This is a genomic window from Exiguobacterium sp. QJM3NY_9 (assembly GCF_056173545.1).
In genome coordinates this window covers 553,478-567,007 of record NZ_CM149679.1, presented here as the reverse complement: position 1 = coordinate 567,007, position 13,530 = coordinate 553,478, and the positions used below count along the sequence as shown (strand labels likewise).

Below are 13,530 nucleotides of genomic sequence, written 5' to 3'. Positions count from 1 at the left end.
TTCATGAAAAAAATATACCTGTTCCTCACTTTTCTCTCGAGTTGTGCTGCGTTACTTTTAAGTGGTTGTTCAACAGATTCCTCTATGGACTTTTATGACAAACTCGAGGAGCACGCAACATACGAACAAGACGCGACCACGCTCGCAGAGTCTAGAAGTAGAAAAGATGAAATTTCCGTTAACACGTACCAAGCAGTTCTCGATGCAGGAGCCGAGGAAATCAAGCGGTCACAAAATGAACGTGAGGAATTAATGGCTTTAAACGAAGAACGATCCTCTTTGCTTGAACAAGAACAATCGTTGCGCCGAGAGGCTTTCGCCAAGTTAGATATGCAAGAATTAAAAGATTACGTCGCAGAACTCGAAACCGGACCGAAACGTGAAGGATCTCGCGTGATTGAAGTCATCGAACAGCGTGAACAAGCATTCACTACGTTCGTTAAGCAGTATACCGCTTCAATGAACGCGGAGGAAAAATTACTCTCCTACTTGACCGAGAAACCGAACTTCGTTAAGATTGATGAAGCAACAGCCGACTTAAATCGTACTACGCGTCAGGCTACAGCTACGTTAAACGATTTTAATCGTTTAACTGCTCGCTACAATGAATTAAAACCCGCCTTTTACAAAGAGGTAGGTCTCAACATTAAATAACTCACACAGGTTGCAACCAAACCCTGTCCAAAAAACCTGGACTAGGCCCTGTTGCAACCTTTTTTGTGCGTTCTAAAACATGGAGGCAACCAAATGAATCGATCAAAAGCAACACTTTTCGTTTTAATCGGCGCTATCAGTTACGGTGTCCTTTCAACGATTGTCAAACTAGCTTATGCTGCCGGCTTCGACTCTGCTACAGTTTCAGGAAGTCAGTTTCTCTTCGGATGGCTCATGATTTTCATCCTTGCGCTATTTACAAAAAATCTACGTCTCGCACCTACGACCGCTATGAAACTGGTCATTATCGGCATCTCCAGTGGGACGACAGGTTACCTTTACTATCAGAGCCTGCAGACAATATCTGCTTCCGTCGCAATCATCTTATTGTTCCAATTTACGTGGATTGGTGTTGTTATCGATTCAATCATTTCGAAACGCTTACCTTCACGGGCACACTTCTTGTCAGCAATCCTCTTGATTGGCGGAGCCATTTTGGCAAGTGCTGCTTACACGAGTTCGCTTGACTTCCGCGGAACACTGTTCGGATTAGGAGCAGCGGTCAGCTTCTCCATCTTTTTACTCGCGAGCGGACGTGTCGCAAATCATCTTCCGGTCATCAAAAAGAGCTTTTATATGATGACAGGTGGGTTACTTTTCGTCATGATTATGTATCCACCTACTACTTTCTTGAGCGAAACAAATTTTGAAAATGGAATGTTGCTTTATGCCCTTCCACTCGGCTTATTCGCTTTGATTTTACCACCACTTTTATTTGCTGCAGGTGCACCACATCTCAGTCCTGCCAGCGTCTCATTGCTCGGGGCTGCCGAGCTCCCAACAGCAGTTATCTGTTCTGTGCTCATTTTAGGCGAACATTTAATGGGCTCGCAATGGATTGGTATCATCATCATTTTAGTCGGTATTTTTTATCCGATTTATGCCCACGCCCCAAAACAAAAAACAGTCACTGCGTCGCACAATCAACGTGACTTTTCTTAAAAGTGTATCTCCCTTCAAAACAAAAGACCATCGCTCATGAGCGATGGTCTTTTGTTTACTTATTTTTGACGTTTCATGGCATCCGCGACGAATTCAACATCTGTCCCGATGATGATTTGGACGTTTGTCGCCCCCATCTTCATGACACCTTTTGCACCAGCGGCTTTAATCGCTGCTTCATCAATTACACTTGTATCTTTGACTTGTAAACGTAAACGTGTTGCACAATTATCAATCGCCGTCACATTTTCCGTACCTTGTAGACCTGCAAAGATTTTTGCTGCTTGTTGCTCATACTTATCATCTGAAACACCTGTTACGATACCCGTGTCTGTTACAAGCGATTCATCTTCACGACCTGGTGTTTTTAAATCAAACTTCGTAATCATGAAGTAGAACAGGAAGTAATAGATGACCGCGAACGCGAGACCAACCGGAATCAGCAACAACGGTTTTGTAGCGATTCCAAAATTCAAGGCATAGTCGATAAAACCGGCCGAGAATGAGAACCCATGTAAGATGCCAAGCAAATTGACGACGGCCATCGAAAGACCTGTCAAAACGGCATGCATGACATACAAAACGGGTGAAAGGAACATGAATGAAAATTCAATCGGCTCTGTAATCCCCGTTAGGAAAGAAGTCAATCCTAAACCGATCATCGCTCCTGCAACAGCTTTTCGATTTTCTTTTCGTGCTGCCATCACCATTGCAGCAGCAGCTGCCGGTAGCGCAAACATCATAATCGGGAAGAAACCAGCCTGATAGATACCCGCTGTCGGATCTCCGGCAAAGAAACGGGCAATGTCTCCATTGACGATCGTCCCGTCTGCTTTTTCATACGAACCGAACACGAACCAAAAAATATTGTTTAAGACATGATGAAGACCGACAGGAATCAAGAGACGGTTGAAGAATCCAAACAGTGCGGCACCGCCTGCTCCGAGGCTGACCATCCATTCTCCGGCACCATTGATCCCATCTTCGATGAACGGCCATAAGTAACCAAAGATAAAAGCTAAAACGAGCATGACAGCAGAGGTGATGATCGGAACGAACCGTCTCCCACCAAAGAATGCTAACCAATCTGGAAGTTTAATGTTATAAAAACGATTGTAAAGCAACCCAGCTGTAATTCCGGCAATGATTCCGCCAAATACAGCCATATTGACCATCGAACCGAGACTCGCCTGATTCGCAATCGCACTCAAGGTCGCACCGTCAGCTTTCGTCGAAGAGTCATTGACAATGGCCGCTATCGCATCATACTTCGCTTGAATTTGGGCGTTGGAATAATCTTTGTTCATTGAATCAACACCATTTTTTAAAACGAGATAACCAACTGCCCCAGCTAATCCGGCTGCCCCGCTGGCATCAATCGAAAGTCCGATTGCGACACCAATAGCGAAGATGAGCGGCAGGTTATCAAAAATTGCCCCTCCCGCTGCAACCATCAATGGGATATCCAGCATGTCTGCCGATCCGAGTCGTAAGACAATCCCTGCGGCTGGTAATACGGCGATTGGTAACATTAAGGCTTTACCAATCCGTTGAAGAAATTGCAACATACACTTCATCCTTTCTTAAGTAAATAATGATTTGTGATAGAACAATGAAAACGCTTTTACAACTGTTATTATTTCATATAAACATCTAAATGACTAGACCTTTATACAAATTTATTCATAAAAAAAGTACCCGAACGTTCGGGTACTTTCAGCCATGCATTAATGACGATTCGTATCCTCAAGATCTTGCTGGACATTTCCGACTGTCTTTTTCGCGCCGCCTTTTAGTTGATCTTTCTTCCCATCACGTTCTGTTGATTTATCCCCTGTTGCTTTACCAAGTGCCTCTTTTGCTTTACCTGCTGCTTTATCGACTGCACCATCGAACTTTTTATTCAAACCACTGTTATCTGACATATTCATTACCCCCTATTTTTTTTGCGAATAATAGTATTTTCCCACCTCTAAAAGAATCAAACATAAAAAAGAAAAAGACTTCCCGTCATTATCGACTGGGAAGTCTCGATCCATCAATTATTGCGTTACTGAGGCGCCTAATACTTGTTCGATTCGTTCAAAGGCCCAGTCGAGCTCTTCTTTCGTGATGACGAGTGGCGGTGCAAAACGAATGACCGTCTCATGCGTTTCTTTACAGAGCAAACCTTTTTCTTTTAATGCTTCACAATATGGACGAGCCGCTTCTGTCAACTCAACCCCGATGAAAAGACCGCGTCCGCGGACTTCTTTAATGATTGGATTTTTGATTTGTTTTAGTTTCTCCATGAAATACGTTCCGAGTTCGAGCGACCGCTCAGGTAACTTCTCATCTTCAAGTACTTCAAGCGAAGCAACTGAAACGGCACATGCTAATGGATTTCCACCAAATGTCGAGCCATGCGAGCCTGGATTAAAGACATTCAGTACGTCCCGATTTGCCGCGACACATGAAATCGGGAATACTCCGCCCCCTAGTGCTTTTCCGAGAATATACATGTCTGGCGTCACTTCGTCCCAATCCGAAGCAAACCATTTGCCTGAACGTCCGAGACCTGATTGGATTTCGTCAGCCACGAGCAGGACGTTCTGCTCTTTACAGACAGCTTGCGCGTCTTTTAAGAAACCATCGTACGGAATCAAGATTCCCGCTTCCCCTTGAATCGGCTCAACGATGAAAGCTGCCGTGTTTTCAGTGATTGCACCTTTTAAGGCTTCCAGGTCACCATACGGAATCGTTTTGATTCCAGGTAACAGTGGTCCAAAACCACGTTGGTATTCTGCTTCCGTCGACATGGAAACAGCAGTCATCGTCCGCCCGTGGAAGTTTCCTTCGCACACGATAATCTCAGCGTCGCCCGGAACCCGTTTTACTTCATACGCCCAACGTCGTGCAGCTTTTACTGCTGTTTCGACGGCTTCTGCACCGGTGTTCATTGGTAGAACCATATCTTTATTCGTCAACTTCGCTACTTTTTCATAGAAGAAACCTAACTGATCATTATGGAACGCACGTGACGTCAACGTAATCTTATCAGCCTGGCGTTTTAAAGCTTCGATGATTTTAGGATGACGATGCCCTTGATTGACGGCTGAGTAAGCACTGAGCATATCCATATACTGACGTCCTTCCGGATCTTTGACGAAGACGCCTTCCGCTTCTGAAATGACGATTGGAAGTGGATGATAGTTATGTGCCCCGAACTGCTCTGTCTGTTGAATGATTTTTTCTGTTTGATTCATAAATAGTCCCCCTTTGACTCTTTAGAAAACGCTTTCAAATCGATTATAACAGATTCCTCAAAATAATCTTCATACAAAAATTAAACATCCAAGAGGGTTTATCTGCATGTTGATTGAATATATTGGGAATAGACAAGACAACTGAACTATCAATTTGCGTAACAAGGAGTGTGTGCATGTAATGGACCGTTCGACCATTGATTCCTATGAAGTCGTCATGAGTAAGTTCCCCTTACCTGCCTTCATCTTAAATCTGGATTTAACCGTTCGTATCTGGAACCCTTCGGCTGAAGACTATTGGGGATGGTCTGCAGATGAAGTGTTAGGTCGAACACTCCCGTTATTAAATCCGGAAGACGTTGCTTTTAGTGAACAGATTTGGAAATCATTTTTAGAACGTCGTCAGGCCATTCAACTTCCGAACACGTATTTTTTACACAAAACAGGTACAAGCATGACCTCGACAATGTTGATCACGCCATTGTTTGACGATAGCGATGAATACGTCATAGGTGCTTCTTTTTGTAGTCTTCCTTCAACCGCTCAACAATCTGGTACGAAACCGCTCTTTCAAGGATTGATGGACTTACGCTATGCGTTTGATCAAATCGCCTGTGTCCTCGTTTTGGATGCACGGGGCACTATCGCTTATGCGAACGCCAACATGGTCGATTTCACAGGTTTTTGTCCGAATCAGCTAATCAAGCGCCCTTGGACGCAGTTGCTCAGTGCAGCCGAAAACGAAGTATTGATGACCATCCGCTCGCAAATTAAACAAAAAAAAGCCTGGTCCGGAAAAGTACCGATTGAAACGTCATCGTCCGAAAAAAAGTTTCTCCAAGCGACACTTATTCCGATTTATGATGCGGCCGGTGTCCGGTTCCAACACCTATTTATCGGGACTGATGTGACCGAAACAACGCGTCTTGAAGAGGAACTTAATTTTCTAGTCCACCATAACGAAATGACGCACTTACTCAATCGACGTGGATTTTTAAGAGAAGGTGCAACAATGTTCGATCACGCTTCACCCACTCAGCCGCTCGCTTTAATCTTATTTGATATCGATCGTTTCAAAGTCATCAATGATTCGTTCGGAACGCACATCGGTGATCAACTTTTACAAGCATTAGCCATTCGTCTCTCACAGCAGACAGAAGGTACCTTAACCTTTCATCCGATGAGTGATTTATTCGGTCTACTCATTCCCGCTTCCGACAGAAATACGTTGTTCCAACTCGTCCGTAAGCTCCAACAAGTCATTCAACGCCCTTACTACATTAATGGTCATTCATTAATCATCTCCTGTACGTTCGGAATCACGCTCTATCCGTCAGAGGCCAGTTCACTCGAAGATTTATTCCGGCGATCAGAAATGGCACTATACTCAGGAAAAGCTGTCGGAACAGGAACGATTCAATATTTAACACATGAAATGGATCAACAATTTACACGAAAAGTACAGCTTGAACGTTCTTTATTTACAGCTTTGGAAGATGGCGCGTTCTCACTCGCTTATCAGCCAATCATCAACTTGAAAACGAGACGTGTGAATGGCTTCGAGGCATTGCTGCGTTGGAATCATACAGCACTCGGAAGTATTCCGCCGGCTGAGTTCATTCCGCTTGCCGAAGAAGCAGCACTCATCACACCCATCAATAACTGGGTCGTACTCGAGGCGTGCGAACAACTAGCCAAGTGGCAACAGACGATTGACCCTAAGCTGACGATGGCCATCAACATTTCGCCCCACCAGTTCCAAAGCGATTCCTTTATCCGGACGCTCCAACACTTGATTTCAAATAAAATAATCTCGCCTCGCTCAGTGACGCTTGAGATGACAGAAAACATCGCTATCCTACAAACACAGCGAACACTCGAACGGATGCAATTAATCAAGTCACTCGGTTTCCGCCTGTCCATCGATGATTTCGGAACAGGTTATTCTTCACTTCAATATTTAAGTGCTTTTCCAATCGATGAACTCAAAATCGATAAAACTTTTATTGATGGGATTGACGTTGGAAATGTAGGATTATTAGATTCCATTATTCAACTAGGTCGGAATTTGAACCTTAATTTAGTTGCGGAAGGAGTCGAAACTTCCAGCGCTGAAGCGTATCTAAAAACAACATCATGTCAACAGATGCAAGGATTCATCTTCGCAAAACCTTTATCCGCCGACGAGGTCGACAAACGATTTAATTCCTCAACTAGCTGATATCGCTTGTTGAAAATATAAAAAGGGCTGACTCAAAAGTCAGCCCTTTTTTACGATTACAACTGGATTTGACCAGCGACCATACCATAAATGGCAATCCCCGCTAAAATTACGAGCACACCGCTCGCAATCATCTCGTAACGTGACATGCCACTACGTTTTTGCTCACGTTCTGCTAACGAGTAGGCAATGATACCTGGAGCATAAACCAATGCTGCAATGACGATGTACCAAATACCCGACGCATACACGAGCCAAATCGAATAGAAGGAAGCAATAATAGAGAAAATCAACATCTTCGTATTGCGTTCCGCCTTAGAGAAACGAACGCTATAGATCGCCGACAACAAGTACGGTAAAAGTGCACAAATCCCGGCAATACTCGATAAAACAAGATACGTTTGGGCCGAGAACAAAGCAACCGCCGCAACGAGTTGTGTCGCAATTTGTGTGATAAGCAATGCGCCGACGGGTGCTCCATTCCGGTTCGTCTTCGCGAACACTTTTGGAAAAGCTCCATCTTTCGCGACAAGATAGGAAATCTCTGAAGCTAAAATCGTCCAACCGAGCAAAGCACCCGACAACGAGATAATTAATCCAATCATGATGATGGTTGCACCGACCGGTCCGATTGCGGCTTCCAAAACATACGCCATTGTCGGTTCATTTAATCCGGCTAGTTGCTCTTGCGTCAGGACACCGAGTGATAACACTGAAATCAAGATGTAAATGACGAGTACGCCGACGAGACCTGTCACGGTCGCCTTACCGACATCACTCCGCTTGTTCGCACGTGACGATAAGACGACGGCTCCCTCAATTCCGACGAATGCCCAAAGCGTGACAAGCATCGTTCCCTTCACTTGTTCAAAAATCGATCCAAGCTCCGTTCCCTCTCCCCAAAAATTAAGATTGAACGTGCGTACATTAAACGCAATCCCGACGAGCAGAATGAAGATTAGGATGGGGACAAGCTTAGCGATTGTCGTAATCAAGTTAACGAGTGTTGCTTCTTTAATCCCACTCGAGACAATCCAAAACAGTCCCCACACGACGACGACACTCATCATCAATAAAAATAGTCGATTTTCCGCTGAAAAAATCGGGAAGAAATAACTGAGTGCGTTAAAGACTAACGTGATATTCGCAACGGTACCGATCCAGGCTGATACCCAGTACCCCCAAGCGCTATTGAAACCAACGAAACGACCGAAGCCTTCTCGTGCATACGCATAAATACCACCTTCAAGCTCCGGCTTACTATTCGCCAAGTGCTGAAAAACTAATGCCAACATAATCATACCGAGCCCTGTGATGCTCCAACCGATTAAAATCGGACCAGCACTTGCTTTTTGAGCCATCGCTCCTGGCAGGTTAAAGGCACCCCCTCCAACCATCGAACCGATGACCATTGCTGCTAATGCAAAAAAACCAATCTTTTGTTGATTCATGATGTAAACACTTCCTCCAAATCTGTATATCTATTCATATTAAACGTATATTCATTCGAAGACACAAAGTTCATTATAACAAAACCCACTTCAATGTAAAGAAAGGATTTGATGATGATGGCATGGGTGCATTCGTTCCAACTAGAGGACTTATATAAATTAATGATTGCCGCAACATTTGGAATCATTATCGGATTCGAACGTGAAGTCAAAAACAAGCCAGTTGGTATACGTACTAGCCTCGTAATTACCCTGATCAGTTGCCTGTTAACCATCGTTTCAATCAACTCCGTTATTTTTTATGAAAACATTGCTTCTCATGTCCAGATGGATCCGATGCGAATCGTCGCCCAAATCGTCGCCGGAATTGGATTCATCGGAGCCGGCGTCATCCTCCGACGTCCACATGATATCGTCAGTGGTTTGACGACAGCAGCAATTATCTGGGCGGCGAGCGGCATCGGGATTGCCGTCGGTGCAGGATTCATTATTGAGTCAAGCTTTCTCGTACTTTTTCTATTCGTTTCGCTCGAAAGTATCACCTGGATCATGAAACGATTCAACAACAGCCGGTTTGAAGCAAACGTCATCGTCGCTCATTTGACTTTACCGGAAACACTCGATGCAGAAACGGTTAAAAAAGCGCTCGAACAACAAGGCGTCCGGATTACGAATATTCGTTTACGCGGCACGCCACAGCAATTGACATTGCGGATGTACTCGCCTCACCGTGTCACGATTTTCATACTTTATGACTACTTGAAATCGCTCGGAATTGAGCAAATAGACCTTGATCAGTGAGAATTATCAGAAAATTTATGTTGCATTTTCATCCATTTTCACTTAAATTTACATTATGTTCAAACTTTTCTGAAATTATTTTAAATTAATCGGGGGGTCATTTTTCACATGAAGAAACAGACTAAAATCGCCTTTGCTGGCTTATCGAGCATGGCGCTACTCGCAGTAGCAGCTTGTGGTCAGGATAATGAATCGAACGGTAGCTCGTCATCAGATGGTAACAAAAAACAAGAAGTGACATTTATCTCTACAACGGATGTCCCACAACTCGATCCAACGAAAACGACGGACTCGACATCAATCATCGTGACAAACAACGTATTCGAAGGCCTTTATCGTCTGGATGGTGAAAATAAACCAACGCCTGGGATGGCTGAAAGTGTTGAAGTATCCGATGATAAACAAACATATACCTTCAAACTACGCAAAGACGCAAAATGGTCGGATGGTTCATCGGTCACAGCGGATGATTTCATTTACTCATGGAAACGTGCACTTGATCCGAAAACAGGTGCTGAATATGCGTACATCTTACAGGATTTAAAGAACGCCAATAAAATCATGGCGGGTGAAGCAGAACTCGACGAACTCGGCGTCAAAAAAATCGACGAACAAACACTCGAAGTTCAGCTCGAAGCACCTGCACCGTATTTCCTTGGTTTGACGAGTTTCCCTACGTACTTACCACTTAAGCAATCATTCGTCGAAGAAAAAGGCGACAAATTCGCGATGAATGTTGAATCGATGAACTTCAATGGACCTTTTATCTTGTCAGATTGGCAATCGAACGCCGGATGGACATACAAAAAGAATCCAGATTACTGGGACAAAGCAAACGTCAAAATGGATAAAATCGATGTGAAGGTCGTAAAAGAAATCTCGACTGGCGTCAACTTATTCGAATCAAAAGAAGTTGATTTCGCACCGATCACTTCTGAATTCGTTTCACAATACGAACAGTCAGAAGACTACAAAACACGTCCAGACGCACGGATCAATTTCTTACGCTTCAACCAGAAAAATAAAGCACTTCAAAATGAGAACATCCGTAAAGCCCTTGCACTTGGTTTCGAGAAGCAAGGCATCACAGATGTCATCCTGAACGATGGATCAGAACCTGCGAACTTCATCGTCGCAAAAGATTTCACGTTCACACCGGACGGCGAAGACTTCCGTGCGAAATACCCAGACCTTCAAAGCTTTGACGCTGCAGAGGCGAAAAAAGCCTGGGAGGCCGGTCTAAAAGAGTTAGGTGTTAAAACAGTTGAACTCGATATGCTTTCACGAGATGAGGATGCCTTCAAAAAGGTATCTGAATTCTTAAAAGGTGATCTCGAGAAGAACTTGCCTGGCTTGACGGTCAAAATCAAGCAACAACCGTTCAAAAACTTCCTTGATCTTGAGTCAAAAGGTGACTATGACATCTCCGCTGCCGGCTGGGGCCCTGACTACCAGGATCCAATGACGTTCCTCGACATGTGGTTAACGGACGGAAGCTTTAACCGGATGAACTACTCGAATAAAGAGTTTGATCAACTTGTTAAAGATGCGAAGAAAGAAACAGATGAAGCAAAACGTTGGTCTGATCTTCAAGAAGCTGAAAAAATGCTTCTCGCAGAAGATTATGCAATTGCTCCAATCTATCAAAAAGGTGAAGCTTACTTGCAACGGGCTAACATCGACAAATTATACCGCCACCCATTTGGTGCTGACATGAGCTTTAAATGGATGGAAGTTAAGTAAGTAACATATGGAATCCAAAAATCCATTCCGGTGGGTTTTTGGATTTTTTTATTTCATAAAACAACAAAGACCCCTTCTGCCGGAGCCGTCTGGGGTCTTTACTGTGCGATTTGTTTATAGAATTCAATTTTTTCATGTTGTCCCTCTTCTACTGCTCTGAAAAACTCGGCGAAAAATTCATACAACACCGTTCGCTCTTGATAGGTCGGACCTGCTTGACGGATGACAGAAAATGCAAGGTTTCGCAGTTGACGTTTTGTTCGTCGCCGCTCTGGCAACTCATAAAATTGGTCGATGAACGAGCGATAGACGCAAGCAATCAGTTCTTCATGTCCTTCAAAATACGATTTATCCATACGATCCTTCCTTTCTTTTTTCTTTTATATTTTACGAATCAAGGGTTAAAAAGTTTCACTAAAAGTGATGTTTTTCACAGATGATATAAAAACAACTATAACAAGGATTAGATAATGATTCAACTTGGAAAATATTAAGATTCAATAACAACTGTAAAGGAATGATGGGATTTGAGGCGGGAAGGAAATCAATAAAGCAGGTGAACACTAGTCGTAGTGAGTGTTCACCTTTTTTAATCCGTGTTTCTTTATTTTGAGGCCTGCGTCTTAATATGTTGGAAGGTTTTGACGTCAAACAGTCCGCTGTCCGTCAATTTCAAGTTCGGAATGACGGGTAGGCAAAGGAACGACATCGTCAAATACGGATTGAATGAACGATCCGCTTCTAGTACATCCAGTGCATCGTTTAACTTTTCTAACGTAGCTCCGACTTCCTCGAACGGACGACTCGTCATCAAACCGGCGATCTCAAGTGGCAGTTCTGCCAAGACGTCCTCACCTTTGACCGCGATGACGCCTCCCCCCGCTTTAACGAGACGCTCTGCTGCAAGCTTCATCTCCGCATCTGAAGTACCGACGATGACGAGGTTATGTGAATCATGGGCGACCGTCGCGGCAATCGCTCCACGTTTCATACCAAAGCCTTGGACAATGCCAACTGCTGAGAAGTCTGTTCCGTTATGGCGTTCGATGACAGCAATCTTTAATAAATCTTGCGCTGTATCCTGCACAAACATTCCATCGACGACGGGCACATCCAACACGAGATGGTTCGTAACAATGCTTTTCGGAATAACTCCGATAACATTTGCTTTCGGGTGCGCGAGTGGCAGTTCAAACACTGTGTCCGTGATTTCTTTCGTTTTTAATTCACCGCGCAAATTAGGTGGGACCGTTACTTTTGGAGACGTAATGATTGTTTTACCATCCCGAGCGACCGATTCGCCTTTTACGAACACTTCACGAATCACTACACGATCAGGATCCGTCAAAAGAACGTAATCCGCCCGGCGTCCTGGGACGATTGCCCCGCGATCTTGTAATGCATAGGCATTTGCTGCATGGAGTGATGCCATCGCATATGCCGTTTCCCGTTTAATCCCATGCTCGATCGCATAGCGCACGTTGTAGTCGATCGTTCCCTCACGTAATGTATCATCCAAATGTTTATCGTCTGTACAGAATAAGAAGCGACTCGCATTGCTTTCCGTTACGGCATCAAGTACTTCTTTTAAATTCCGGGCTGCCGATCCTTCACGGACTTCGACATACAGCCCTCTGCGTGCACGTATGAGCGCTTCTTCTTTCGTAACCGCTTCATGATCCGTCCGGATGCCGGCAACCCCGTAGATGTTGACTTCACGTGCACCAAGACCTGCTGCATGACCATCAACGAGCTTCCCTGCTGCTTCAATCTGCTCGATTTTCTGTAGCATGTCCGCATCGGCACGTTCGACCGCCGGGTAATCCATCACTTCCCCCAAGCCATGGACACCTGGATGATTGACGAACGGTGCTAAGTCGGCTGCCTTTAACGACGCCCCTGCGTGTTCGAACGACGTCGCCGGAACACAGCTCGGTAACATCATCCGTACATCAAGACGAAGCTGTTCCGCGTCATCTAACATGAACTGTAGACCGTCCGCTCCCTTGACGTTAGCAATTTCGTGTGGATCGGCGATTACCGTCGTCACTCCGAGCGGTAAGATGGCCTGTTCATATTCACTCGGTGTCACCATCGAAGATTCGATATGGACGTGTCCATCGATGAAACTCGGTGCGATATATTGATCCGTTCCGTCAATGTTCTCTTCACCTTCATAGCCGTCCCCAACGGCTGCGATGTAGCCTGAATCGATTGCGACATCCGCTTGATAGGTCTCACGTGTCATCACATCAATGACCTGAATGCCTTGATAGACAATTGCCGCTTTCTGTTTTTTCGCCGCAATTGCGATAAGTCGTGCCCGAACTGTAGTATCCATCCTATATCCTCCTATAATGACCGGTATTTTTACCATCTTACAATTAGATTGTAAGCAGTTGCAATTTATTTT

Annotated in this window: 11 protein-coding genes; 5 read left to right on the top strand and 6 right to left on the bottom strand. The window is 44.5% G+C overall.

Annotated features, from left to right (window positions below; genetic code table 11):
* The first annotated feature begins 3 nt into the window (after positions 1-3).
* Positions 4-654, top strand: a complete 651-nt coding sequence (locus tag AC0VYQ_RS02780) for a YkyA family protein (RefSeq protein ID WP_475404206.1) — start codon at positions 4-6, stop codon at positions 652-654.
* A 93-nt stretch (positions 655-747) separates the two neighbouring features.
* Positions 748-1,656: an EamA family transporter gene (locus AC0VYQ_RS02775; RefSeq protein WP_029332642.1), complete on the top strand. Its 909-nt coding sequence runs from the start codon at positions 748-750 to the stop codon at positions 1,654-1,656.
* Between the two features lie 59 nt (positions 1,657-1,715).
* Here AC0VYQ_RS02775 and nagE read toward each other — a convergent pair whose 3' ends face one another.
* The 3 genes from nagE to AC0VYQ_RS02760 all read right to left on the bottom strand — a co-directional run bounded on the left by nagE (position 1,716) and on the right by AC0VYQ_RS02760 (position 4,901).
* The gene (nagE, locus tag AC0VYQ_RS02770; protein WP_475404205.1) at positions 1,716-3,224 is read right to left on the bottom strand and encodes an N-acetylglucosamine-specific PTS transporter subunit IIBC; all 1,509 of its coding nucleotides are present in this window, start codon (positions 3,222-3,224) and stop codon (positions 1,716-1,718) included.
* Between the two features lie 159 nt (positions 3,225-3,383).
* On the bottom strand, positions 3,384-3,581 hold the full coding sequence (locus tag AC0VYQ_RS02765; RefSeq protein ID WP_475404204.1) for a CsbD family protein: 198 nt from the start codon (positions 3,579-3,581) through the stop codon (positions 3,384-3,386).
* Between the two features lie 117 nt (positions 3,582-3,698).
* A complete protein-coding gene (locus tag AC0VYQ_RS02760; RefSeq protein ID WP_475404203.1) occupies positions 3,699-4,901 on the bottom strand; it encodes an ornithine--oxo-acid transaminase in 1,203 nt (400 codons plus the stop codon).
* Positions 4,902-5,082: 181 nt separating this feature from the next.
* Between AC0VYQ_RS02760 and AC0VYQ_RS02755 the strand changes: the two genes are divergently transcribed.
* Positions 5,083-7,122 (top strand): sensor domain-containing protein, encoded by a 2,040-nt coding sequence (locus AC0VYQ_RS02755; protein WP_475404202.1) that lies wholly within the window; start codon positions 5,083-5,085, stop codon positions 7,120-7,122.
* A gap of 56 nt (positions 7,123-7,178) precedes the next feature.
* Here the strand turns inward: AC0VYQ_RS02755 and AC0VYQ_RS02750 are convergent, their stop codons facing one another.
* Positions 7,179-8,576, bottom strand: a complete 1,398-nt coding sequence (locus AC0VYQ_RS02750; RefSeq protein WP_214845905.1) for a basic amino acid/polyamine antiporter — start codon at positions 8,574-8,576, stop codon at positions 7,179-7,181.
* A 114-nt stretch (positions 8,577-8,690) separates the two neighbouring features.
* Between AC0VYQ_RS02750 and AC0VYQ_RS02745 the strand changes: the two genes are divergently transcribed.
* Positions 8,691-9,374 carry an MgtC/SapB family protein gene (locus tag AC0VYQ_RS02745; protein WP_475404201.1) on the top strand — a complete coding sequence of 228 codons (684 nt, stop codon included), beginning with the start codon at positions 8,691-8,693 and terminating at the stop codon, positions 9,372-9,374.
* A 108-nt stretch (positions 9,375-9,482) separates the two neighbouring features.
* Positions 9,483-11,117 (top strand): peptide ABC transporter substrate-binding protein, encoded by a 1,635-nt coding sequence (locus AC0VYQ_RS02740; RefSeq protein WP_214766725.1) that lies wholly within the window; start codon positions 9,483-9,485, stop codon positions 11,115-11,117.
* A 98-nt stretch (positions 11,118-11,215) separates the two neighbouring features.
* On the opposite strand, the gene AC0VYQ_RS02735 is transcribed toward AC0VYQ_RS02740, so the two are convergent.
* Positions 11,216-11,473, bottom strand: a complete 258-nt coding sequence (locus AC0VYQ_RS02735; RefSeq protein ID WP_214893752.1) for a hypothetical protein — start codon at positions 11,471-11,473, stop codon at positions 11,216-11,218.
* Between the two features lie 248 nt (positions 11,474-11,721).
* Positions 11,722-13,458 (bottom strand): adenine deaminase, encoded by a 1,737-nt coding sequence (gene ade, locus AC0VYQ_RS02730; RefSeq protein WP_475404200.1) that lies wholly within the window; start codon positions 13,456-13,458, stop codon positions 11,722-11,724.
* Between the last annotated feature and the right edge of the window lie 72 nt (positions 13,459-13,530).